The sequence below is a fragment of the Streptomyces sp. NPDC043680 genome, assembly GCF_056436685.1.
Genome location: NZ_JBWKCE010000004.1, coordinates 54,510 through 77,695, shown reverse-complemented (window position 1 = coordinate 77,695; position 23,186 = coordinate 54,510). Strand labels below are relative to the sequence as shown.

Here is a 23,186-nt window from a genome sequence, read left to right as displayed (position 1 = left end):
GTGTGACCGTGCCGCAGCCCGGTCAGCCGCCGAACTCCTTGACGAACGCCTTGCAGAAGGCGTCCAGGTCGTCCGGCTTGCGGCTGGTGACCAGGGTGGAGGGCCCTTCGTGGCTCACGTGCACCTGCTCGTCCACCCAGGTGCCGCCCGCGTTGCGGATGTCGGTGCGCAGGCTGGGCCAGGAGGTCAGCGTCCGGCCGCGTACGACGTCGGCCTCGACCAGCGTCCACGGGGCGTGGCAGATCGCCGCGACGGGTTTGCCCGCCTCGAAGAAGGACCGGACGAACCCGACGGCCTGCTCGTCCATCCGCAGGGCGTCCGGGTTGGCGACGCCGCCGGGCAGGACGAGGGCGTCGAAGGCATCCGCCGTGTCCCCGGCCAGGACGTGGTCGACGGTGAAGCGCCCCGCCTTGTCGAGGTGGTGGAAGGCCTGCACCTGGCCCGCCCGGGTCGAGACGAGCTGAGGGTTCCATCCGGCCTCGGTCGCGGCCTTCCAGGGTTCGGTGAGTTCGATCTCCTCGACGCCTTCCGGCGCCGTCAGGAACGCGATGCGCACCAGGGTCACTTCCTTCCGGAGTGGGGACGTGGTCACGTACGGGTTGTCCGTAGGCCCTGCGCCTGCCCGGAGAGGTTCGCCTCAAGCAGGCCGCGGGCCGCGCGCGTACTGCACGAGGGAGAGATGCCCGAGTAGAATCACTTTCAAAGCATTTGACCGTTTTTATAATCTCTTTATGGCCTTGAGTCGGGGCCGTTCAGGGCTCCCGGCCTCCCTCCCGGAGGCGACATGGACGAGCCCGTCGGCGTGCCGGACCCTGGGTCCGCGACCGATTCCGCAGCCCTCCTGCGTGCGGTGCGCGCCCTGACCGCGGAGATCGCAGAGCTCCAGGCCGAGTGCGCCGACCGGCATCTGCTGGATCTGGCGACCGGCGTCCTGGTCGCCCAGCTCTCCGTGCCCCCGGCCGACGCCGCCGACCATCTGCGCCGCCTCGTCGCGCAGACGGGCCTGGGCACCCCCGACGTCGCCGCGGACATCGTGAACGCCGCCGCCGGAACCGCGGCCGCCGCCGGGGCGGATCCGGCCGCGCCGCGCCGCTTGCGGCGTACCGACGCCGCCGTGGCCGCGGCCGCGACCACGGGGCAGGCCGCCGCGGCCCTGCTGGACGCCGGGCTCGGCCACCTCGGCGCACAGGAGGTGTGGCTGTGGCGGCGGACCGCGACCGACTGCCTCCAGCTCGCCGCCCAGGCCGGAGGCAGCACCCTGGCGTCCTCGCACTGGCAGTGGCTGCTGCCCCAGCTCGGCGGCGCCCTGCGGGCCGCCCTCGACCACGGGGAAGCCCGGTGGCTGCCCGCCGGGCCGCCGCCCGACCACCCCCTGCCAGGCCCTTCCCCCGAGGCCGGGCGGGCCGTCCTGCCGCTGCGCCACAAGGGCTCGGTCGCGGGGGTGCTGCTGGTGTGCTGGCCCGGACCGGTGGTCTTCGATCCGCCGGTGGTGCGGGCGGTGGAGGCCGTCGGCGACACCGCGGCCATGGTGCTGGACGCGGACCCGGATCCGGAGGGCCCCGGCAGCGCGAGCGCGCTCGGCGCCCTGCTGGACTGCCTGGGCGATGCGGCGCTCGTCCTGCTCCGTCCCGAGGGGGCGCCCGACTGGTCCGTCGGCCATGCCAATCCGATGGCGGCCCGGACGCTCGCCGAGGTGCCGCGGCCCGTCGGACGGGTGCTGGCCGAGGTGCTGCCCGCGCACTGCGCGGAGCTGGCCCGGCTCGTCGAGCAGGCCCGGGCGGCCGCGGCTCCGCGCCGGGCGGACCGGCTGCCCGGCCGCGACGGGGCCGCGCTGGTCGACGTACGGGCGCTGCCGCTCGGGCCCGGGAGGTGCGTCGTCCTGTGGCATCCCTCGGACGACGCGTCCCGGCTGCTGCCCCGTGTCCTCGACCGGCTCGACCGGCTGGCGCTGTTCGAGGAGGACCTCGTCTCCGGGGTGTCGCGCTGGAGCGAGCGGGCGTACGAGGTCTTCGGCGTGGAACGGGACGCACCGCCCGTCCCGCTGTGGGACCTGATGCCCCGTATCCACCCCGACGACAAGGACGGCATGGCCCGGCTCCTGGAACGGCTGACCGTGCATCAGGAAGGGGCGCAGGCCCTGGTCCGGGTCGTACGCGAGGACGGCGGGCTGCGCCACGTGCGGATCAGCGCCGAGCCCCTGCTCCGGGGGGCGGTCACGGTCGCGGTGACCGGCGTCTTCCAGGACGTCTCCGACCGTTACCGCACCGAGCTGGCCCTCGGGGCCAGCTTCGACCAGCTGACGGCCATGGAGGCACAGGCGGCGGTGCGCCGGCAGTTCGTCCGCCAGCTCCAGCAGGCCATCGTGCCCGAGGTGCCGGACGCGCTCAGCCTGCCCGGGCTGCTGGCCAGCGCCCGCTATCGGCCCGCTGCACAGGACTACAAGGTGGGCGGCGACTGGTACGACGTACTGCCCCTGGGCGGCGGCCGGGTGATGCTGGCGGTCGGTGACATCGCGGGACACGGCATCGAGTCGGCGACGGCCATGGTGGCGCTGCGCAACGCGCTGCGGGGGCTGGCGTACACCGGCGCCGCGGCGGGTCAGCTGATGGGCTGGCTCAACGACGTGGCGCTGGCCGCGCCCGGCCACCCGACGGCGACCGCCGTCTGCGCCCTGTACGAGCCGCGCGAGCGGGTACTGCGCTGGGCCAGCGCCGGACACCCGCCGCTGGTCCTGCTGCGGGAGGGCCGGGCGTCCCGGTTGGAGCCGCCGCACGACATCCTGCTCGGGGCGGTGCCGTCGGTGTCGTACACGGAGACGGCGACCGCCCTGCGCCCCGGCGACCTGCTGGTGCTGTACACGGACGGGCTCGTCGAGCGCCGCCACAGCCCGCTGGACGAGGGCGTGTCGCTGCTGATGACGGCGGTGGAGCAGCTCGCGGACGCCGGGATCGAGGAACAGGCCGACCGGCTGCTCACAGGGGCGCGGGAGAACACGGACGACGACACGAGCCTGGTGCTCGTCCGGGTGGTGCAGTGACCCCGGGCGACCGGCCCCTGCCCGTGCTCGCCCGCCCCGGGACCGTGCGCGCCGGTCTCACCCCAGCCAGGTGCGGATGCGGGCGGCCAGGTCGTCGGCGTCGACCGGCTTGGTGACGTAGTCGTCCGCACCGGCCGCGAGGGCCTTCTCGCGGTCGCCCGGCATGGCCTGGGCGGTGACGGCGATGACCGGGACACGGGTGTAGCCGGGCAGGGCCCGGATGGCCGCGGTGGCGGCGTAGCCGTCCATTCCCGCCATCATGACGTCCATCAGGACCAGGTCGACGTCGTCGTGTTCGGACAGCAGCTCCAGGCCGGACCGGCCGTCCTCGGCCCGCAGGACGTGCATCCCCTCCCGCTCCAGGATCTCGGTCAGGGCGAAGACGTTGCGTGCGTCGTCGTCCACGATGAGCACGGTGGGCCCGGCCGGCGGTGCCTCCACCGGGGTGCCGGCAGCCCGGGCGTCCGGGCCCGGGGCTTCGGACACCGGCGGGAGGGACGGCTCCGGCCCGGTGGCCGCCGCCGCCCGCTCCGCGGTCCCCAGCGGCAGGAAGAGGGTGAAGACGCTGCCCTCGCCGGGAGTCGAACGGACTTCGATCGCGCCGCCCATGAGATGGGCCACCTCCCGGCTGATGGACAGGCCCAGCCCGGTGCCCCCGTAACGGCGGCTGGTGGTGCCGTCGCCCTGCTGGAAGGCGCCGAAGACGATCTCCAGGCGGTCCTCGGGAATGCCGATGCCGGTGTCGGCCACCCGGAAGGCGAGAACGCCCGCCCGGCCCGGCCGGACGGTGGCCGGGAGCTCGTGCTCCGCCGCCGGGCCCACGCGCAGCTCGACGTGTCCCTGCTCGGTGAACTTCAGGGCGTTGGCGATCAGGTTGCGCAGCACCTGGCGCAGCCGCGCCTGGTCGGTGAACAGCATCTCGGGCAGATCACCGCCGGTGAGGACCCGGAACTCCAGTCCTCGGGCGGCCGCGACCGGCTGGAAGGTGGAGTCGAGGGACTCCAGGAGCCGGTGGAGCGCGAAGGACTCGGGGTGCAGGTCCATCTTGCCCGCCTCGACCTTGGACAGGTCGAGGATGTCGTTGATCAGCTGGAGCAGGTCGGAACCGGCGGAGTGGATCACCTCGGCGTAGTCCACCTGCTTGTCGGTGAGGTTGCCGTCGGGGTTGCGGGCGAGCAACTGGGCGAGGATCAGCAGGCTGTTGAGCGGGGTGCGCAGCTCGTGGCTCATGTTGGCCAGGAACTCGGACTTGTACATGGACGTACGGGACAGCTGCTGGGCCCGGACCTCCAGCTCCTGCCGGGCCTGCTCGATCTCCAGGTTCTTGCGCTCGATGTCCCGGTTGCGGTCGGCCAGCTGGGCCGCCTTCTCCTCCAGTTCGGCGTTGGAACGCTGCAACTCCTCCTGGCGGGCCTGGAGTTCGCGGGAGCGGGTGCGCAGTTCGGTGGTCAGGCTCTGCGAGCGCTCCAGCAGCTCGTCGGTACGGGCGTTGGCGATCAGGGCGCTCACGCTGACGCCGACGGCCTCGATGAACTGGTCGAGGAAGTCGCGGTGGATCGCGGTGAAGGGGCTGAGCGCGGCCAGTTCGACGGCGCCGAGTACCTGGTCCTCCACCACGATCGGCAGCACGAGGAGCACGGCCGGTTCGGCGGCCCCGGCGCCCGAGGCGATCGTGGCGTACCCGGGCGGCAGCCGGTCGACCTCCAGGGGGCGTCGGGTGCCGGCCGCCTGGCCGACCAGGGACTGGCCGAAGCGGAACCGGCGGGGCGGCGAGGCCGGGTCGTCGGGAGTCCCGTACGAGGCCGTCATCACCAGGTAGCCGCCCGCCTCGTCGTGTTCCGCGAGGAAGAACGCGCCGTACTGGGCGGCCACCAGCGGCGGCACCTCCGTCATGACGAGCCGGGTGAGGGCGGTCAGGTCCCGGGGGCTCTGGAGCAGGCCCGACACCCGGGCGAGATTGGTCTTGAGCCAGTCCTGCTCCTGGTTGGCGCGGGTGGTCACGCGCAGGGACTCGACCATCGCGTTGATGTTGTCCTTGAGGTCGCCGACCTCGCCCGGCGCCTCCACCGTGATGGAGCGGGTGAGATCGCCCTCGGCGACGGCGCTGGTGACGGCGGCGATCGCCCGCACCTGGCGGGTGAGGTTGCCGGCGAGCTCGTTGACGTTCTGGGTGAGCCGCTTCCAGGTGCCGGAGACACCCTCGACCTCGGCCTGGCCGCCGAGCCTGCCCTCGCTGCCGACCTCGCGCGCGACCCGGGTGACCTCGGCCGCGAAGGAGGAGAGCTGGTCGACCATCGTGTTGATGGTGGTCTTCAGCTCCAGGATCTCCCCCCGGGCGGAGACGTCGATCTTGCGGGTCAGGTCACCGCCGGCCACGGCCGTGGTGACCTGCGCGATGTTGCGCACCTGGTTGGTCAGGTTGTCGGCCATGGAGTTGACGTTGTCGGTGAGGTCCTTCCAGGTGCCGGAGACGCCCTGGACGGTGGCCTGGCCGCCGAGCTTCCCCTCGGTGCCGACCTCGCGCGCGACGCGGGTCACCTCCTCGGCGAAGGAGGACAGGCGGTCGACCATGGTGTTGATCGTCTCGCTCAGTTCGAGGATCTCACCGCGGGCGTCGACCCGGATCTTGCGGGTGAGGTCGCCGTTGGCCACGGCCGCGGCGACCTGGGAGATCGAACGGACCTGCGAGGTGAGGTTGTCGGCCATCGTGTTGACACCGGTGGCGAGCTCCTGCCAGATGCCGCTCACCCGGTGCACGCGGGCGTGGCCGCCGAGCAGGCCCTGGCCGCCGACCTCGCGGGCGACCCGGGTGACCTCGGCGGTCACCAGCGACAGCTGGTCGACCATGCCGTTGTAGACCGCGGCGATCTCGCCGAGGAGACCTTCGGGGCCTTCCGGCAGGCGGGTGGTGAAGTCTCCGTCGCGAACTGCCGTCAGGCCGTCCAGCAGCCGCCTCAGCCCCTCCTCGCTGAGTCCGGGGCCCTGTCGCGCTTCGTCCATGGAGCCTCCGTGTCCACTCTGGCACCACTCTGGCACGGGCCGCGGAACGGGACACCTTCGGGCGAATCCGGCACCGGGTGCGTGGTGCGGGCAGCCCTGCGTGGGACCTCGTAGGGAAGTACTCCCCTCCATCGGGACTCCCGTCCACCGGGCCGGTGGCCATCGGCAGAGGCGGCACCACATGACCAGGCGATCCGCGAGGCGGCCGGGCCCCCGCCCTGCGCGCCGGGCGGGGGCCCGGCCTGCCCGCGCGGTCCGCCGCGCGGGCGGACGGCCGGTGAGGCGGCCGGACAGGCCGTCCGTGTCGCCACTGCTGCGCACGGTGTCGGACTACGCGTGGCGGCTGCTGGTGGTCGGCGCCGTCGTCTACACGGTGTTCATCGTCCTCGGCCGGTTCCACGAGGTCGGGGTGGCGGTCTTCCTCGGTCTCGTCTTCACGGCCCTGCTGCGCCCGCTGACCGGTCTGCTGGCGCGGTGGATCCCGCGGGGGCTCGCCGTGGCCTGCGCGCTGCTGGGCAGCATCGTGGTGCTGCTGGGCGCGCTGGCCTTCGTCGGCGAGACGGTGGCCGCCGAGTGGAATTCGCTGGTGACGGAGTTCCGGGCGGGGCTGGAGCGCCTGGAGCCGCTGCTGGAGCGGCCACCCCTGCGGCTGAGCCCGAACGCGCTCCATGACGTGCAGGCCCGGATCGGGGACTACCTCTCCAGTCACCGCGCGGCGCTGCTCAGTACCGCGGTGAGCGGAGCGGGGCGGCTGGTGCAGGCCCTCACGGTCGCCGTGCTGGCCCTGTTCTGCTCGGTGTTCTTCATCCATTCGGGTGAGCGGCAGTGGGGCTGGGTCTGCTCCCAGTTCCCCCGGAGCCTGCAGGGCAGGCTGGCGGTCGCCGGGCGGGCGGCCTGGCGGACCTTCACGGGGTACACGCACGGCATCGTGCTCGTCGCCGGCACCAACGCGATCCTCGTCGGGATCGCCCTGTTCGCTCTGGGGGTGCCGCTGGCGGTGCCGCTCGCCCTGCTGGAGTTCTTCGCCGCGTTCGTCCCGCTCATCGGCTCCCCGGTGGCCCTCGCCGTGGCCGTGCTGGTCGCGCTGGCGGCCAAGGGTCCGCTGATCGCCGGGCTCGTGGTGGTGCTGATCGTGGTGATCGGCCAGATCGAGGGCCACCTGCTGCACCCGCTGCTGATGAGCTGGGCGGTGCGGCTGCATCCCGTGGTGGTCGCCCTGTCGGTGGTGGCAGGGGCGATCGCCGCGGGCGTGCTGGGCGCGGTGGTGGCGGTGCCGCTGGTGTCGGTGCTCTGGTCGGTACGGCAGGCTCTGCGCTCTCCGCCGCTGCCTTGACGTGGCCCTGAGCTGCGGCTCCGCGCCGCCGCCCGGCCGCCGCCCCGAGCTTGTCGCACACCGGTCCGCTTCGTATCCGGTCCGGGCGGGTATATCTGTCAGGACAGCTCACGAGACGGCCGTGCCCGCACACCTGCGGCGCGACCATCCGTCGGAGGAGCCGACATGCTGCACACAGAGGTCACCGAGGGCATTCCGCAGGACACGCTCAGCGTGAGTACGGACGAGGCCCGGTTGCTGTCGGGGTCGCTGTTCCACCGGCTGCGGGCACTGGACGAGGGCAGCGCCGAGTACTCGTACGTCCGCAACACCCTCGTCGAGCTCAACCTCAGCCTGGTGAAGTATGCCGCCCGCCGCTTCCGCGGCCGCAGCGAGCCGATGGAGGACATCGTCCAGGTCGGGACGATCGGCCTGATCAAGGCCATCAACCGGTTCGACCCGGGGCGCGGTGTCGAGTTCACCACCTTCGCCATGCCGACGATCGTCGGCGAGATCAAGCGGTTCTTCCGTGACACCAGCTGGGCCGTGAAGGTCCCGCGCCGGCTCCAGGAGCTGCGGATCGACGCGGCGAAGGCCCACGACGCCCTGGAGCAGGACCTGGGCCGCGAGCCGACGGACGCCGAGCTCGCCGGGCACCTGCAGGTCACGGCCGAGGAGCTCGCGGAGGGGCAGAAGGCCGCGCACGCCTACTCGGCGCGCTCCCTGGACGCTCCGGCGCAGGAGGAGGGCGACCGCGGCGCGTACGCCGACCGGCCTTCGCTCGGCGAGGAGGAGACCGCGTACGACCGGATCGAGTGCCTGGAGTCCCTCAAGCCGATCCTGGCGGGGCTGCCCGAGCGCGAGCGGACCCTGCTGTCCCTGCGCTTCGGTCAGGAGCTGACCCAGTCCGAGATCGGTGACCGGCTCGGGCTGTCCCAGATGCACGTCTCGCGGCTGCTCAGCCGGACGCTGGCCGGCCTGCGGACGAGCCTTCTCGAAGACCAGTGACCGGAGGCGGCTCCGGGGGGCCCGCCCGGGTGGGCGGGGTGGGCACTTCGGCCCAGACCTTCTTGCCGGCCCTGCCGTCGGCGTAGGGCTCCCATCCCCAGGTGCGGGAGAGCCGCGCCAGGACCACCAGACCGTGCCCTCCCGGCAGGGCGGGGTCGGCGGGCGACTTGAGCCGGGGGCCGACGGGGCTGGTGTCCCCGACCTCCATGCGCAGCCGGCCGGAGTCGTGGTGCAGGACCAGTTCGCGGGGGCCGCCCGCGTGCAGACAGGCGTTGCTGACGAGCTCGGAGACCATGAGCAGGACGTCCTCGGCGGCCTCGGCGCCTTCGCGCCCGGCGTCTGCGCCCCGGGCGTCGCCGTGGGTCTCGGGGCTCCCGGATTCGGGAGCTGCGGCCACGCGGGCGGGGTCGGCGCTGTCCGCGCTTGCGGGGAGCCAGTGCCAGTCCGTGAGGGCCCGGCGGGTGAAGTCGCGGCAGCGGGTGACGACGCCTGGGCTCCCGGCGTCGAGGAGCAGTCTGCGGGTCTCCTCGCTCATGGCTTCTCGCCCGCCCGAACCGAGAAACGTCGCACCATCGTCATCGTTCCCGTCTCCTGCCTGCCCCGACATCTGCACGGCGCCTACCCCGCGGTGGGGGCGGCGATTCACCGGCCGGGGCGCGTCGGCGCCATGCAACCGGCCTCCGCCCCCGGATGGGGCGGAGGCCGGTCGCGCGCAGGCCCTGAGGGCGGACTACCAGCGATACCAGCGGCCGCCGCCGCCCGACGGGCGGGCAATGAAGCCGATGAGCCACAACACCAGGACGGCGATCGCGATCCACCAAAAGATCTTGACCGCGAAGCCGGCGCCGAAAAGGATCAGTACCAGAAGCAGAACAAGTAGCAGGGGAACCATGGCTATCAACCTCCACAGCGCCGTCTGCCCACCCCGAAGGGCGGCAATCCCCCCGATCCGCTGTTTCTCCGCAGGTGCGTCTGCGTAGGCGGTGCGTCTGCGCAGGCGGTGCGTCACGACCCGATGGACTGCCCGAAGGTGAAGAAGCCGTCGGGGTCGACCCGTTTCTTGATCTCGACCAGCCTCGGGTAGTTGGCACCGTAGTACGCGGTGCGCCAGTCGGGCAGGTCCGGGTCGATGAAGTTCTGGTAGGCGCCTTCGCCCGTGTACGGGGCCATCGCCTCGCGCAGTCCCGCGAGCCAGCGGAGGTTGGCCTCCATGGTGGCGGGGCTGTCGTGCTCGGCCCAGGAGGTGTCCAGGCTGACCAGGCCGAGCGCGTCCCGGTGGACGAAGGCGGTGGCCCCCGGGGCGACCCGGTTGATGGCGCCGCCCCAGGTGTACAGGGCCAGCCCGCAGCCGTCCGGGTTGCCGCTGCCCGGCCGGCGCTCCAGCCAGGCCAGGACGGTGGCGACCGCCTCGGCGGGCAGGGGCCGGGTGGTGAAGCCCGTGCGCACGGCGAACGCGCCGGCCGACGTCTCGTGCAGGAGGTAGTCCTTGGCCTCCCAGAACGTACGGTCGGCGATGTCCTGGCGGATCGGGCGGGTCGCCGCGAGGAGCGGGGCGAGGAGTTCGCGCAGTTCGCTCGCGGGGCCGAGGTGCAGGCCGACGGCCGAGACCACCGGGTCCGACCCGGCGGCGCTGATCCCGAGCCGGACCGAGAGTTCGTCCGGGGCGTGCCGGGTGATCTCCTGCATCAGGGAGAACACCTGGGGGGCGTCCGCGCCGTCCCACAGCAGCAGGCAGGTGGAGACGTCCGTCACCGGGGTCGCCCGGAAGGTGAAGGACAGGTTGATGCCGAAGTTCCCGCCGCCGCCGCCGCGGCAGGCCCAGTACAGGTCGGGGTTCTCTTCGGCGTCGCAGGTCAGCAGCTGCCCGTCGACCGTCATGAGGGTGGTGCGTACGAGGGCGTCGGCGGTCAGTCCGAGCTTGCGGGAGGTGGAGGAGGAGCCGCCGCCGAGGGTGAGGCCGGCGATGCCGACCGAGGCCCCGTTCCCGAGGGCGAAGGCCATCTCGTGGGGCTGGAGGGCGGCGTAGAGGTCGGCCATGCGGGCGCCGCCGGCGGCCGTGACCAGGCCGGTGGAGCCGTCTGCGGTCACGGAGTTCAGCGCGCTGAGGTCGAGGACCAGACCGGTGCCGGCGGAATAGCCCGCGTAGCTGTGCCCGCCGCTGCGTGCGACGAGTCCGGTGCCCGTGTCGCGGGCCCATGCGAGGGCGCGGCGTACGTCGGCGGTGTCGGCCGCGCGGAGCACGCCGCTCGGGGTGGTGGTGAAGCGTTTGTTGAACGGCGCGGTGGATGCGTGGAATCCCGGGGCGCCGGGCCGAAGGACCCGGCCCGTCACGGTCTTCTCCAGACGCTGCCAGTCGGACTCGGATGGGCGGTTCACTGGACCTCTTCCATGGGGGAGATCTCTTCTATGTAGGAGATCCCGGTCGCGGCGTGCGGGCCGTAGCGCTCCCAGACCTCGCGCAGCCGCAGGCGGCCGTCCTCGGCGAGCTCGGGCGTGTTGACCGTGCGTCCGCAGACCACCTCGCCGGTCGAGAACACGAGGGTGTATCCCATCCGCAGGGTGCCGTCCGGCTCGCAGGTGCCGACGGTCCACCCGCGGCGCACGTCACCGCCGGCGACCTCGCCCCAGACGAGGTCGTCCTGCTGGTGGTAGACGGCGACGGTGCGGACGTCGCCCTGGGGTTTGCGGAAGGTGCGGCCGTCGTAGTTGATCACGTGGCCGATTCCGCTCCGGTCGGTTCCCCGCCGTCGCGGCGCAACTCCTCGGCGAGGAAGTCGGCCGACATGTCCCGGCCCCACCAGATGGCGTAGTAGGAGAAGTCCTCGCCGTGCTCGTTGACGACGTGGTGCTCCGTCCCGGCCTTCATCAGCGCGATGTCGCCGGCCGCCAGGGCGTGCCGGCGGCCGTTGCAGACGATCTCGGCCCGGCCGGACAGGGCGATGAACATTTCGCGTTCGTGATGGGAGTGCGCATCGGACACGTCGCCGGGACGCAGAATGCACCAGGCACCTCGGAAAGGGGCGTTCAGGCCCGGCCACGGCTGGAGGAGTGCGAGATCCAGGCCGTGTTCACGGACCGCATTGTCCGGCTCCGCCTTGCGAATGGCCACGTCGGCCTGTTCCAGGTCCGTCAACGTTCCCCTCCGATCGACGTCGTGCAATTCCCGTACGGGCGACGTCGATCAGGCTAGGAGCCGACGGCTCCCTTTCGACAGGGGAACTATTCCCTGTCGAAAGGGAATCTGCCGCCGATCCGGGTGCGGGGCGAATCGGCGGTCAGCCGTGTCCGAGACCCGCGTCGCGTGCCATGACGATGGCCTGCGCGCGGTCCGCCACGCCGAGTTTCCCGAATATCACGGACACCCGGTTGCTGATGGTCTTGGACGCGAGGACGAGCTCCCGGGCGATGGCCGCATTCGACTTTCCGGCGGCGATGCGTTCGAGGACTTCCCGTTCCCGGTCGGTGAGCTGCGGGAACGGGTAGCCGTACCGCCCGGCCGCCCGGGACATGAGCGTGCCGAGCCGGCTGGCGATCGACTTGTCGACGATGGCTTCGCCGGCCGCGACGGCCTGGATGCCGCGCAGGATCTGCTCCGCGTCGGCCCGTTTGAACAGATAGCCGCGTGCGCCGGCCTGGAGTGCGGAGGTGACGGCTTCGTCGTCGTCGGCCGCGCTGAAGACGAGGACACCGGTCTCGGGTCTGAGTCTCAGCACCTGGCTGATCACCCGCGTTCCGGAGCACTCGTCCATCAGCGGGTCCACGACCAGCACGTGCGGTCCGCAGCGGGACGTCTGCGCGATCACCTCGTCCGCCGTGCCGGCTTCACCGACGACCGATATGCCCCCCGTCCGTTCCAGGACGGAACGGACACCGTGCCGAATCGCGGGCTGGGCGTCGGCGAGTACGACGGTTACCGTGGTGCGGGGTCTGCGCAGTCCCGGCAGCTCGGCGTCGATCCAGCGGCTCGTGTTGTCTCTTCGCCCATCGAAATGTGACGAGAGTGGCCAGAGTAACCCCTTGATGTCCGCTTTCTGATTCATACCTTCCCCCCAACTCGGCCATTCACCTGGTCAGACCGACCTGTAACAGAATGGTGCAGGGGTCAGCTGGACCGCAACGGGCAGGGAGGCACCGCACGCTCCGATAATTATGTCCGCGGCGGCATCGGCATTCGAGGCGTCTTCGACACGCCTCAGGGGCGTGTCAAGAATTGAATTCAGGTCAGATCACGCTCCGACCGTGCCGACCACGCCGCGGTCTTTCGCCTGGCGCAGGATGGCTTCCCGCTCACGCCAATGCGCCCAGAAAGCTCCGGTATATCCCAGTCCACTCAGGCTGGTCAGGAAGGGATTGTCCGCATAGTTGTTGTCGTGCTCGCTGGAGCCCGCCAGCGTCGGCAGCATCACCCGGTGGTGGTCGGCGGGGTCCACCAGGTCCCAGAGGAGCTCCACCGACCGGCTCCAGCGCCCGGACGGATCGGTGAGCGTGCCCGCGTCCTCCAGCAGGTCCGGGGAGAAGTAGCAGACCAGGCGGAAGTTGCCCGACTCGTCGAACATGAACTGCCGTTCGTACTCGACCGGGCCGGAGCACTTGGCCGGCGGTTTGAGCACGATCGGCTCGGTCGCGGTGTTGGACTGGAGCCCCGGCACCGTGCGCACCCCGTCGCACTGCCGGGCGAGCGACATGCCGAGCTGGGTGTGGGGGAAGAGCCTCAGCCCCAGCGAGAACCCGGTCACGGTGGCGTCCAGCGCCATGAACGCCTCGACGCACTCCCGCATGGTCTGCGGCGTCTCGCCGGGCATGCCGAACAGGGCCTCGACCATGGTCAGCATGCCGTGGTCGTGGCAGAGCCGGACCAGCTTCTCGGTGTCGGCGAAGGTGTAGTACGGGGTGCCCTTCCCGGTGACCTTCCAGTCGCGCAGCATGTCGGCGCGCAGGTGGTCCGATCCGACGTTCACCCCGCGGCAGCCCGCCGCGGCGAGCAGCTCGGCGAACTCCTCGTCGAACGGCGAGGGCTGGCAGTAGACCCACAGGCGCAGGGCGTTCAGCGGGTTACCCGGGTCTGCGTGCCTGCGCCGGACGATCTCGCGCAGCAGCTGCTTCGCGTGCGATATGGAGAGGTTGAACTCGCTGTCGGTGGTGTGCTGGTCGAGGATCCCCTGCGCCGCCAGGGACTGCATCTCGTCGACCACGGCACGGACGTCGCGCCGGCCGAAACGCGTCCCCTTCGCGTCGGGCTCCACGCAGTGCGAACAGCGGTAGGCGCAGCCGTTCTTGGTGAGGATGCCCGCGAGCCCGCCGCGCTGGTAGTAGAGGAGGTTGTCCACCTTGTGGGGGGTGCCGGAGCGGCGCACGTAGGTGCCGGAGCGGTCCACCTGCCAGACACGGTCCTCGAACTGGCCGGCCGGCAGCGGCACCGGGGTGGGCCGCGCGGAGACGGTCAGCGCCGGGGGCGGCACCCGGACGACGCCCTGCGGGGTGTTGCGCAGCAGGCCGGAGACCGTACCCGGGTCGCGGCCCGTGGCAAGCGCGTCGGCGAGGTCGCAAAGGATCTGCTCACCGGGGCCTTTGACGCCGTAGTCGATGCCGAAGTAGTCGACCAGGGCGAAGGGCATCGAGGAGAATCCGATGCCGCCGCCGACGATCGGCGCGTCCGTGAGCCGCCTGATCTCGGTGATGATCTCCTTGTGCTCCCCGACGAAAGGGCGCTGCTCGAAGGCGTAGACGGTGTCGGTATTGCGGATGGTGACCCCGACGAGCAGGGGACTGCGCCCCGCGAAGTACTCGCAGAGGTACGACTTCCAGTCCTCCCGGTGAAACGTGAGGTCGACGACCTCCACCTCGAAGTCGGCGGCTTCCAACGAGGTGGTGAGCACGTCGAGCGCATAGGGCGCGATCGGCGGGTGCACCTTGTTGGGATTGACCAGTAGTACGAGTCCTCTGCCCATCGGATCTTCTCCCCCGTGGCCGGTTCTTGTCCTGTTGCCTTGTGCCTTACTTGACGATGCCGAGGCAGATCCCGAACTCGGGCTTGGAGTCCAGCAGGTAGGCGCCGGCCGACTGGAGGATGCGGTCCTGGGCCGTGGCGTGCTGGCACATGACCGTGGCGTCGCGCATCCAGCGGTCCATCGGCGAGGACCGGTTGATCGACCAGGTCTGGAGCAGGTCGTAGAGCCGGTTCACGATGGCCCGCGAGGTCCGGAAGGCGTGCACCCAGGCCAGCGGTGATGCGGCCCGCTCCACGGGGGTGAGGTCGTCGGGTGTGCCGCCCGCGGCCAGGACCTCCCACTGCCGTCCCATGCTGGAGTAGACGCCGCTGCGGGTGGCGTTGAAGTCCGCCTCGCACTCCGCGAGCGCGACCTGCACCCGGAACATGTCCGCCCACGCGGTGTCGGTCATCCGGTCCGTACGGCCCAGCACCGTCTCCCGAGTGTGGTCCAGCGCCGCGCGGGCCACCCCGAGTGCCACCCCGCACATGCTGCGGGTGAAGGAGTCGGGCTGGGCGAGCGGGCTCGGGCGGCCCTTGACCTTGCCGAAGGTGAAGGTGTGCTCCTCCGGTACGAACACGTCGCTGATCGTGTAGTCGCAGCTGCCCGTGCCGCACATGCCGGTGGTGTACCAGTTGTCGACGACCTCTACCTGCTCGCGGGGCACGAGGAACTGGCGCGAGGCGTGCGCGTTGCTGCCGTCCGGGCTCGCGTACGGCTTGCCGTCCTCGTAGAGGAACGCCCCGGAGGTCACCCAGTCGGCATGGGTGATCCCGCTGCCGAACGACCACCGGCCGCTGAGCCGGAAACCGCCGGGCACCCGCTCGGCCCGGCCGGTGGGCTGGAGCAGTCCGGCGGTGACCAGGTCCGGGGTGGGGAACATCTCCTTGGCGACCGCCGGTTCCAGGAACGCGCTGTAGACACCGGTGCTCGCACCCATCACCGCGCACCAGGCGGCGGAGGCGTCCCCGTACGCGAGCGCCTCGACGACCTCGGTCTGCTCCATGGAGGTCAGCTCCAGGCCGCCCCACTCACGGCCGAAGGCCATCCGGAACACCCCGGCCCCGCGCAGCAGGTCCACGACGTCGGCGGGCAGCCGCCGCGCCTGCTCGATCTCGTCGGACCGCTCCCGCAGCAGCGGCGCCAATGCCTGCGCGCGCACGAGGAGCTCCGCCGCCGTTTCCGGCATCTGGGCGACCGGAGTCCGGACCGTGTTCATATGTGCTTCCCCCCAGCTGATTGGTCTCGCAGGTCGTTCGGGTACGGGTGGTGCGCTGTTACTTGACGAGGCCGAGGCTCATGCGGAACTTGGGCGGACGGCCCAGCAGGTAGGCGCCGGCCGATTCGAGGATGAGGTCCGAGGCGGCGACGTGCTGGCACATGGTCGCGGTGTCGCGCATCCAGCGGTCCATCGGCGAGGACCGGTTGATCGACCAGGTCTGGAGCAGGTCGTAGAGCCGGTTCACGATCGCCCGCGAGGTCCGGAAGGCGTGCACCCACGCCAGGGAGGAGGCGGCCCGCTCGACGGGGGTGAGATCGTCCAGGGTGCCACCGGAGGCCAGGACCTCCCAGTGCCGCTGCGAGCTGGAGTAGACGCCGCTGCGGGTGGCGTTGAACTCCGCCTCGCACTCCGCGAGCGCGACCTGCACCCGGAACATGTCCGCCCACGCGGTGTCGGTCATCCGGTCCGTGCGGCCCAGCACCGTCTCGCGGGTGTGGTCCAGCGCCGCCCGGGCGACGCCGAGCGGTACGGCGCACAGGCTGCGCATGAAGGAGTCGGGCTGGGCGAGCGGGCTGGGGCGGCCCTTGGGCTTGTAGAAGGTGTAGGTGTGCTCCTCCGGTACGAACACGTCGCTGATCGTGTAGTCGCTGCTGCCGCTGCCGCACAGGCCGGTGGTGTCCCAGTTGCCCACGACCTCGACCTGGTGGCCAGGTACCAGGAACTGGCGGGAGGCGTGCGCGTTGCTGCCGTCCGGGCTCGCGTACGGCTTGCCGTCCTCGTAGAGGAACGCCCCGGAGGTCACCCAGTCCGCATGGGTGACCCCGCTGCCGAACGACCACCGGCCGCTGAGCCGGAAACCGCCGGGCACCCGCTCGGCCCGGCCGGCCGGCGCGATCAGCCCGGCGGTGATCATGTCCAGGCCCGGGAACATCTCCTTGACGGTGGCCGGCTCCAGGAAGTTGCTGATCGCCCCGGTCATCGCGCCGATCGCGGCGCACCAGCCCGCGGAGGCGTCCCCGTAGGCGAGCGTCTCGACGACCTCGACCTGTTCCATCGAGGTCAGCTCGGGGCCGCCCCACTCCCTGCCGAAGCACATCCGGAACACACCGGTCTCGCGCAGCTGCCGTACGACGTCCGGCGGCAGCTGCCGGGCCTCCTCGATCTCCTGCGACCGCTCGCGCAGCAGCGGGGCCAGCGCCTTCGCGCGGGCCAGGATCTCCGCGGCGGTTACGGGCGCCTCGGTGCCCGGATTCCGGGTCGTCGTGGTCATGTGGTGATCCCCCTCAGGTGACAGGCACGTGCGGTCGTCGCGGTTTTCGCAGTCATCGCGGTTTTCGCGGTCATCGCCGCCGGTCCTCGCGGTCATTCGTCGACGTCGAGCAGACCGGCCGGCATCGCGAACGGTGCGTCCGGTTCCGGCGGGCCGACCGGCTCGGTGTCGAGCCGGACCAGCGCCGCTGCGGTGGCCAGGCGGTCGAGGCAGGTCCGCGTGTCGTCGGCCTCGCACACCACGAAGGAGTGGCGGGCGAGGTAGCCGCCGGGCGGCAGCCGCAGCGTGGTGCCGGGCTCGGCCATCGGCGCCGCGGCGACGAGGCCCGGTGCCCGGGTCGGCACGGTCACCGAGCGCAGGACGCAGTCCTGCGCGGGATAGCCGAAGCGGATGCCGGCGACCGCCGTGCGGGTGGGGCAGGTGTCCGGCCGCCGGCCGGTGGCCACGTCGAACAGCACCTCACCGGGCTCGATTCCGGTGGCGGTCCGACCCAGGAAGGGGATCAGGTCCCCGCCGAGCCGGCCGTTGATCTCGATGATCAGCGGCCCGCGGTCGGTCAGTCGGACCTCGCTGTGGGTGATGCCGTCCTCGACGCCGAGCGCCTGGTGGGCCCGGGCCAGGGTGCGCATCAGCTCGCGGTCCTCCAGCAGCGGGTCGGCCGCGTCGACGAGGTGCCCGACCTCCTCGAAGTACGGCTGGTCGCTGCTGTGCTTGCGGGCCACGAACATCGGCAGGTACTCGCCCTTGTGCACGGCGCCGTCGACGCTGATCTCCGGCCCCGGGGCGTATCCCTCGACCAGGGCGCTCGCCCGGTAGGGCCCGGGGTCGACCTCGCTCGCGGCCAGGGCGATACGGAACGCCGCGTCCAGTTCGGCCTCGTCGGCGGCGAACACGACGCCGATGCTGGCCCCCATCGCCCGAGGCTTGATCACCACGGGGTAGCCGATCCGCTCGGCCGCCGCCCTGGCCTGGGCGGCCGTGGTGGTCAGCTCGAAGCCGGGCTGGTAGAGGCCCGCGGCGGTGAGCTCCGCCCGGGTGAGCTCCTTGTCGCGGCAGCCCCGTACGCCGGGCACGGACAGCCCCGGCACGCCGAACTCGGCGGCGAGCAGGCCGGCGTCCAGGACCAGCGGCTCGTCCCAGCACATCAGGCCCACGATGCGCCGCCGGGACGCCACCTCGCGGGCCGCCGCCCCCATCGCCTCGGAGTCGAAGACGTTGGCGACGATGATCTCGTCGAAGTACGCGCGCTGCCACGTGGGCTTGAGGTTGTTCAGCAGGACCATGTCCAGCCCGGCCTCGCGGGCGCGGCGCCGGATCGGCGCGACGAGGTACTCGCGGTACACCTTCAGACCACTGCCGATGACCAGCAGCGCACCCGGCCCGGCCGTCATGCCCTGCCCCCCGCGGCCTCGACGTCCTGCGCGGCGGCTCGGCGGGCCATGAGGTCGGTGAGGATGTCCTGCGAGCGGTGCGCGAGGACGCTGATGAGGGAGTCGGCGATGCCGTGCGTCTCCTCGTTGACACCCTGCAGGTACACCGCTCCCCAGGCCGAATCCCCCAGGTCCACCCGGTAGGAACGGCTCACCGACACCTCGTCCAGCCCCACCTGCGCGGCCAGTTCCCGGACCAGCGCGGGCTTTCGCGGGTCGTAACCGGTGCCCAGCAGCACCAGATCGCACCGCAACGGCTCCGTCTTGCCGCTCAACCGGTCCCGCAGGTCCAGCACCACCTCCTCGCCCTCCACCCGGGCCCCCACCACCTCGGTCATCGCCCGCACCGAGGAACGCTGTTCGCCGGTCATCTTCTGCCGGTAGAGCATCGTGTACAGCTCTTCCAGGAACGGCGGGGCGAGGCCGGCGTAGTTGGTGAAGCGCATCTCGTCGAGGACCTGGGCGCGCACCTCGGCGGGGCTGTTGTAGAAGTCGTCGACGAAGGAGGGGAAGAAGAGCTCGTTCACGAACTTGCTGGACTGGTAGTTCTGGAGTCCGATCGAGCGCACCACCATGGTGATCTGGCTGTGCGGCAGGTTCTCGTGGAGGGCGAAGAACATCTCCGCGGCGCTCTGCGCCCCGCCCACGACCACCGCGCGGACCGGCTTGTCCTTCGGGATCCCGGCGATCCGCGACCGGTACTGCGCGCTGTGGATCACCCGGTCCCCGGGCAGACCCGCGAACACCTCCGGGATGCGCAGATCGCGGCCGCCGCCGACCACCAGGTCGCGGCACCGGATCTCGTCCCCGTCGGTCAGCAGCACGCTCCAGCCGGCCAACGACCCGTCCGCGCCGCGGATCGGTTCGACCCGTGCGGCGCGGGCCCCGTACCGGATCTGCACCTTGTGGAGGGAGGCGGCCACCCACTGGAGGTAGTCGGAGAACTCCCAGCGGAAGGGGTGGAAGGTCCCCATGTTCACGAACTCGTCCAGCCGCCCCTGCTCGTGGAGGAACTTCAGGAAGGAGAACCGGCTGCAGGGGTTGCGCAGGGTCACCAGGTCCTTCAGGAAGGACACCTGGCTGCGCGCCCACGGCATCAGCAGATCACGCTGCCACTTGATGTCGGGACTCTGCTCCAACAGGAGTGTCCCCGCAGCCAGTTCATCCGACCCCGACTCCTCGATGGCCACTGCGAGCGCCAGATTCGCCGGACCCGCACCGATCGCCAGAACACCCACCTCGCGCACGGTCATGCTTCCCCCTCGATGTCGATCCGGACCATTCCGGCGGCGGTCTCCGCCCGCCGCAGTGCCTCGGCCGCGCTGTCGGCGGTGGCCATGACGATCCCCGCCCGGTCCCAGGAATGCCGCAGGCCCGTGAACCGGTCCCCCGGCGCGGCGGTGACCGCGACCAGGAACACGCCGTCCACCTGCCGGGCCTCCTCGACGCCGTGCACGGCCGTGACCCGGCCCGGCGCGGCCGCCAGGAACCGTACGGCGGCGCCGCCCTTGGGCCGCCGGGGCAGCTCGCCCGGCAGCTCCTCGCCCTTCATCACCGCGTAGTAGCTGCGCAGGAGCTCCACGGGGTAGGCGACTTGGATCGTGTCGAGGATGCCGCCGCCGGCGAGTCGGCCCGCGCACTCCACCAGGTACGGGACACCGTCCGCGGCGACGATCCACTCGCAGTGCACGACCCCGTCGCGGAAGCCCACGGCGTCGATCACGCGCATGGTCCGGGCCCCGAGCAGCGCGGCGAGTTCCTCCGGGATGTCGGCCGGCACGGTGTGCGCCATCTCCACCGGGTGCGGCCCGGGGAAGAGCTGTTTGCCGGTCACGTTGACGAACAGCGCTCCGCCGCCGCGTACGAGCATCTCGACGCTGTACTCCGGCCCCTCCACGTACTCCTCGGCCAGCATGGACAGCCCGATCGGGCGGTCCGGGACGAAGATGCCCTCGTCCTGCACGAGGCAGTCCGCCCAGGCCGTGTCGACCTCGGCCGGGTCGTGGACCACCCGGGTGCCCACCGAGGCCTGCCGGTTCGCGGGCTTGAGCACCACGGGCCCGGTTCGGCCGCGCAGGAAGGCCCGCAGGTCGTCCGGGCCCGTGACCGGGACACTGGCCGGGTTGGCGATACCGGCCGCGGCGCTGACCTGCCGCAGCAGTGCCTTGTCCCGCAGGATCTGCGCGGCGCCGAGACCGGCGCCGGGCAGCCCGTAGCGTTCGGCGAGCCTGGCGGCGAACGGCGTCGCGTACTCGATCGCCGGGATCACGGCCGAGGGCCGCAGGTCGCGGTGGGCGAGGTAGAACGCGTCGGCGGTGCCCGGGAGGTGGTATTCCCACTCGATCAGTCCGCGGACGAACGCCACCCCTTCGATCTGCTCGCGCACGTGCCGCTTGCGGACGACGTCCGGCTCCTCGACGTAGACCACCGAGCGGTCCGGCTGGAACGCCCCGATGGCGGCGAGGGTGACGCCCACGAAGCCCACGACCAGCACGGGCCCGACGTCGTTCCGGTGCCCGGTCACGACGTGCCCCCGACGGATTCCGGCTTGGCCCGGGTGCTCGGGGCCCCGTCCGCCGCAGCGCCCGGTTCGGCGGGCTCCTTCACGCCGGCCAGGGCGAGCAGTCCGGCGATCCCGGTCACGACTCCGCACAGCAGCCAGAAGCCGCTGCCCATCCGGCTCCACAGGAAGACGCCGAACAGGGGGGCGAGGGCCGAGGCCATGCCGCCCACGGCCTGCATCGTGCCGATGTACCGGGCCTTGATCGCCGCAGGGAAGGTCGCCGGGTGGGCGAACATGCTCGGCGCAGCGATCATGATCCCGCACACGACGAGCACCGCGCCGGTGATCGTGAAGGCACCGGACCGGGAGGACAGTCCGTACGCCGCGAGGCCGACCGCCTCGACCAGGTGGCCGGTGATCACGCGGACGTGCTTGGGCAGGCGGCTGAGGTACGCCGTGATCTTGAGCTCGCAGGTGATCAGCACGACGGAGGAGACGGTGAGCACGGTGCTGTAGAAGCTGGTGGGGTACCCGTCCTCGACGAGCTCCAGTGGCAGGGCGATGTGCCCCTGCGCATAGGTGAGCGAGCCGAGCAGCACGGCGGCCAGGAAGTAGAGGTACGCGCGGTCCCGGAGCATGGCCGCGTACGCCGAGCGGCCGCCGGGGGCGGGCTGCGGCCCGGCACCGGCCGCCGCCGCGTCCGTGTCCGCCGCGTCCGTGTCCGCCACGCCTTCGGCCGGCGCCAGTTGCCTCGGCAGCAGGGCGAAGGCCAGCAGCGCGTAGACCAGTGCGGTGGCGCCGTCGATCCAGAACAGCAGGTCCCAGTCGACCAGGATGAGCCCCGCGGCGATCAGCGGCGCCACTGCGGCGCCGATGTTCAGGGCGATCCGCATCATCGAGAAGGCCATGACCTGGTACCGGTCCGGCATCAGGTCGCTGAGCAGTACGGCGGCCGCCGGCCGGTACGCCTGGGTGAACAGTCCCGCGAGGCCCACGACCACGAGCAGGGGCACCAGCCTCCCGGGCCCGCCCAGCCAGGGGATCGCCGCCACCAGGGGGGCCGAGGCGGCCATGGCCGTCATGATGGTGGCCCTCGGCCCGAACCGGTGGGTGATCTCCCCGCCCAGCATCGTGCCGAAGACCGAACCGGCGCTGTAGGCGACGAGGCTCAGGCCCGCCGTGCTCACCGACGCGCCGCGGAAGGTGAGGTACAGAACGAGGAACGTCTGCACGAACGCGCCGAGTTGGTTGATCAGTACGCCCCCCAGGAGATACCGGACCGGGGCGGGGGTCGCCTTCAGCGCATCGAACACTCGGACCGGGGCTTCCTCCGTCATACCGCTCCTTCCCTCAAGGCATCGACGATCTGTCCCGCGACGAGCGGAGCCTGGCTGAATCCGGAACCACCGCAGGCCGCGCGCGACCAGACGGCGGGACCGACGCGGGCGAGGACGGCGCCGCCGGGGTCCGCCCCGCCGGCATCGCCCGCAGCGGTGACGTCCGCGCCGACGGCGTAGTGGCACGTCCGCACGGCGGCGACGGTGTACCGCTCGATCTCGGACAGCGGGGCCGTCCGGGCCAGTTGCCCGGCCCAGGGCAGCTGGCCCTCGCCCTCCGCGTCCTCGGTGGCGGCCACCTCTCGGCACACCGCATCGGAGCTGATCTTCAGGAGGGTGCCGTCTCCGGGCGGTACGACCCAACCCCGGCCGTCCGCACCGAGTCCGCCCGCCGCGGGTGCGCCGTCCCACCACCGGGCAGTGTCCCCCGGCGGCCGCAGGTACACCATGGTCTGGCGGTACAGGGAGACCGGATGCGGGACCAGGTCGCGCGACCACGGTCCGGCCGCGACCAGTACGAGGTCGGCGACCAGCGGCTCCCCTGCCGCCGGGGTGACCTTGGCGGAGTCCGTGTCGATCTCCACCACCGGGCAGTACGGGCGCAGCGTGACCCCGTCCTGCCCGGCCAGCCACCGTGCGGCGGCCCGCAGCACCCGCCGTGCGAGCAGGACCCCGCCCTCCACGTCCAGGAGCCCTGCGGTGCCGGCCGGGAACTCCAGGTGTGCCAGCCGCTCCGGTTCCAGCGTCTCGACGGGGACGGCCGCCTCGGCCGCTGCGGCGGTGTCGGCGGCGAGCTGCTCCCGGGGGCGGGCCGTGACCACGCCGACCGGCCGGCACAGGGGGGTGGCCCACAGGGTTTCCAGTTCCCGCCAGCGGCTGCGAGCGGCGGTCATCCGCCGGGTGGCGGCCGCGTCGTCCGGGTGGAAGGTACGGATGACCCGGTGCTGGTCGTGGGAGCTCGACCGCGGGTTCGGGATCGGCCCGCGGTCCAGTACGGTCACGCGGTGCCCGGCCCGCGCGCATTCCACCGCGGTCAGCAGCCCGGTGACGCCCGCGCCCACGATGATCACCTGTCGGCGT

The 23,186-nt window shown here is 71.9% G+C and carries 19 protein-coding genes; 3 read left to right on the top strand and 16 right to left on the bottom strand.

Annotated elements, in window-relative coordinates; genetic code table 11:
- Positions 1 to 22: 22 nt before the first annotated feature.
- The gene (locus AC0666_RS09985) at positions 23 to 556 is read right to left on the bottom strand and encodes a type 1 glutamine amidotransferase domain-containing protein (RefSeq protein ID WP_361712581.1); all 534 of its coding nucleotides are present in this window, start codon (positions 554 to 556) and stop codon (positions 23 to 25) included.
- A gap of 228 nt (positions 557 to 784) precedes the next feature.
- On the opposite strand from AC0666_RS09985, the gene AC0666_RS09980 reads away from it, so the two are divergent.
- Positions 785 to 3,037, top strand: a complete 2,253-nt coding sequence (locus AC0666_RS09980; RefSeq protein ID WP_478707397.1) for a SpoIIE family protein phosphatase — start codon at positions 785 to 787, stop codon at positions 3,035 to 3,037.
- 57 nt (positions 3,038 to 3,094) lie between these two features.
- Here the strand turns inward: AC0666_RS09980 and AC0666_RS09975 are convergent, their stop codons facing one another.
- Positions 3,095 to 6,037: a HAMP domain-containing protein gene (locus AC0666_RS09975; protein WP_468973099.1), complete on the bottom strand. Its 2,943-nt coding sequence runs from the start codon at positions 6,035 to 6,037 to the stop codon at positions 3,095 to 3,097.
- Between the two features lie 301 nt (positions 6,038 to 6,338).
- Here AC0666_RS09975 and AC0666_RS09970 point away from each other — a divergent pair, with 301 nt between their 5' ends.
- Together AC0666_RS09970 and AC0666_RS09965 are read left to right on the top strand one after the other, a co-directional pair.
- Positions 6,339 to 7,370, top strand: coding sequence for an AI-2E family transporter (locus AC0666_RS09970; RefSeq protein ID WP_478707396.1), 1,032 nt, complete (start codon positions 6,339 to 6,341; stop codon positions 7,368 to 7,370).
- A 165-nt stretch (positions 7,371 to 7,535) separates the two neighbouring features.
- A complete protein-coding gene (locus AC0666_RS09965) occupies positions 7,536 to 8,357 on the top strand; it encodes a SigB/SigF/SigG family RNA polymerase sigma factor (RefSeq protein WP_468973105.1) in 822 nt (273 codons plus the stop codon).
- On the opposite strand, the gene AC0666_RS09960 is transcribed toward AC0666_RS09965, so the two are convergent.
- The 14 genes from AC0666_RS09960 to AC0666_RS09895 form a co-directional block, all read right to left on the bottom strand.
- Positions 8,308 to 8,892, bottom strand: coding sequence for an ATP-binding protein (locus AC0666_RS09960; protein ID WP_478707395.1), 585 nt, complete (start codon positions 8,890 to 8,892; stop codon positions 8,308 to 8,310). The two genes, AC0666_RS09965 and AC0666_RS09960, sit on opposite strands and share 50 nt — an antisense overlap.
- 195 nt (positions 8,893 to 9,087) lie before the next feature.
- Positions 9,088 to 9,249 (bottom strand): hydrophobic protein, encoded by a 162-nt coding sequence (locus AC0666_RS09955; protein WP_468973245.1) that lies wholly within the window; start codon positions 9,247 to 9,249, stop codon positions 9,088 to 9,090.
- Positions 9,250 to 9,362: 113 nt separating this feature from the next.
- Positions 9,363 to 10,733 carry an FAD-binding oxidoreductase gene (locus AC0666_RS09950; RefSeq protein ID WP_478707394.1) on the bottom strand — a complete coding sequence of 457 codons (1,371 nt, stop codon included), beginning with the start codon at positions 10,731 to 10,733 and terminating at the stop codon, positions 9,363 to 9,365.
- Positions 10,730 to 11,071 (bottom strand): avidin-fold protein, encoded by a 342-nt coding sequence (locus tag AC0666_RS09945; protein ID WP_478707393.1) that lies wholly within the window; start codon positions 11,069 to 11,071, stop codon positions 10,730 to 10,732. Before AC0666_RS09945 ends, AC0666_RS09950 begins: the two co-directional genes overlap by 4 nt.
- Positions 11,068 to 11,466 carry a cupin domain-containing protein gene (locus AC0666_RS09940; RefSeq protein WP_468973248.1) on the bottom strand — a complete coding sequence of 133 codons (399 nt, stop codon included), beginning with the start codon at positions 11,464 to 11,466 and terminating at the stop codon, positions 11,068 to 11,070. Before AC0666_RS09940 ends, AC0666_RS09945 begins: the two co-directional genes overlap by 4 nt.
- 166 nt (positions 11,467 to 11,632) lie before the next feature.
- Positions 11,633 to 12,397 (bottom strand): response regulator, encoded by a 765-nt coding sequence (locus AC0666_RS09935; protein WP_468973114.1) that lies wholly within the window; start codon positions 12,395 to 12,397, stop codon positions 11,633 to 11,635.
- Between the two features lie 186 nt (positions 12,398 to 12,583).
- Positions 12,584 to 14,305 (bottom strand): tryptophan 2-C-methyltransferase, encoded by a 1,722-nt coding sequence (gene tsrT, locus AC0666_RS09930; RefSeq protein WP_468973117.1) that lies wholly within the window; start codon positions 14,303 to 14,305, stop codon positions 12,584 to 12,586.
- 46 nt (positions 14,306 to 14,351) lie between these two features.
- Positions 14,352 to 15,563, bottom strand: a complete 1,212-nt coding sequence (locus AC0666_RS09925; protein ID WP_468973120.1) for an acyl-CoA dehydrogenase family protein — start codon at positions 15,561 to 15,563, stop codon at positions 14,352 to 14,354.
- A 58-nt stretch (positions 15,564 to 15,621) separates the two neighbouring features.
- Positions 15,622 to 16,836, bottom strand: a complete 1,215-nt coding sequence (locus AC0666_RS09920) for an acyl-CoA dehydrogenase family protein (protein WP_468973122.1) — start codon at positions 16,834 to 16,836, stop codon at positions 15,622 to 15,624.
- A 92-nt stretch (positions 16,837 to 16,928) separates the two neighbouring features.
- Positions 16,929 to 18,227, bottom strand: coding sequence for an ATP-grasp domain-containing protein (locus tag AC0666_RS09915; RefSeq protein WP_478707392.1), 1,299 nt, complete (start codon positions 18,225 to 18,227; stop codon positions 16,929 to 16,931).
- On the bottom strand, positions 18,224 to 19,519 hold the full coding sequence (locus AC0666_RS09910) for a lysine N(6)-hydroxylase/L-ornithine N(5)-oxygenase family protein (RefSeq protein ID WP_478707391.1): 1,296 nt from the start codon (positions 19,517 to 19,519) through the stop codon (positions 18,224 to 18,226). The genes AC0666_RS09915 and AC0666_RS09910 overlap by 4 nt, the downstream gene beginning before the upstream one ends.
- A complete protein-coding gene (locus AC0666_RS09905; protein WP_478707390.1) occupies positions 19,516 to 20,790 on the bottom strand; it encodes an ATP-grasp domain-containing protein in 1,275 nt (424 codons plus the stop codon). The genes AC0666_RS09910 and AC0666_RS09905 overlap by 4 nt, the downstream gene beginning before the upstream one ends.
- The gene (locus AC0666_RS09900) at positions 20,787 to 22,106 is read right to left on the bottom strand and encodes an MFS transporter (protein ID WP_478707389.1); all 1,320 of its coding nucleotides are present in this window, start codon (positions 22,104 to 22,106) and stop codon (positions 20,787 to 20,789) included. Before AC0666_RS09900 ends, AC0666_RS09905 begins: the two co-directional genes overlap by 4 nt.
- On the bottom strand, positions 22,103 to 23,167 hold the full coding sequence (locus AC0666_RS09895; protein ID WP_478707388.1) for an NAD(P)/FAD-dependent oxidoreductase: 1,065 nt from the start codon (positions 23,165 to 23,167) through the stop codon (positions 22,103 to 22,105). Before AC0666_RS09895 ends, AC0666_RS09900 begins: the two co-directional genes overlap by 4 nt.
- Between the last annotated feature and the right edge of the window lie 19 nt (positions 23,168 to 23,186).

Bases quoted from the DNA above. Each gene is read 5' to 3' on its own strand.
- AC0666_RS09920 (WP_468973122.1), bottom strand. From the start codon at position 16,836: ATGACCACGACGACCCGGAATCCGGGCACCGAGGCGCCCGTAACCGCC.
- AC0666_RS09960 (WP_478707395.1), bottom strand. From the start codon at position 8,892: ATGAGCGAGGAGACCCGCAGACTGCTCCTCGACGCCGGGAGCCCAGGC.
- AC0666_RS09925 (WP_468973120.1), bottom strand. From the start codon at position 15,563: ATGAACACGGTCCGGACTCCGGTCGCCCAGATGCCGGAAACGGCGGCG.
- AC0666_RS09915 (WP_478707392.1), bottom strand. From the start codon at position 18,227: ATGACGGCCGGGCCGGGTGCGCTGCTGGTCATCGGCAGTGGTCTGAAG.
- AC0666_RS09910 (WP_478707391.1), bottom strand. From the start codon at position 19,519: ATGACCGTGCGCGAGGTGGGTGTTCTGGCGATCGGTGCGGGTCCGGCG.
- AC0666_RS09900 (WP_478707389.1), bottom strand. From the start codon at position 22,106: ATGACGGAGGAAGCCCCGGTCCGAGTGTTCGATGCGCTGAAGGCGACC.
- AC0666_RS09975 (WP_468973099.1), bottom strand. From the start codon at position 6,037: ATGGACGAAGCGCGACAGGGCCCCGGACTCAGCGAGGAGGGGCTGAGG.
- AC0666_RS09980 (WP_478707397.1), top strand. From the start codon at position 785: ATGGACGAGCCCGTCGGCGTGCCGGACCCTGGGTCCGCGACCGATTCC.
- AC0666_RS09965 (WP_468973105.1), top strand. From the start codon at position 7,536: ATGCTGCACACAGAGGTCACCGAGGGCATTCCGCAGGACACGCTCAGC.
- AC0666_RS09955 (WP_468973245.1), bottom strand. From the start codon at position 9,249: ATGGTTCCCCTGCTACTTGTTCTGCTTCTGGTACTGATCCTTTTCGGC.
- AC0666_RS09935 (WP_468973114.1), bottom strand. From the start codon at position 12,397: ATGAATCAGAAAGCGGACATCAAGGGGTTACTCTGGCCACTCTCGTCA.
- tsrT (WP_468973117.1), bottom strand. From the start codon at position 14,305: ATGGGCAGAGGACTCGTACTACTGGTCAATCCCAACAAGGTGCACCCG.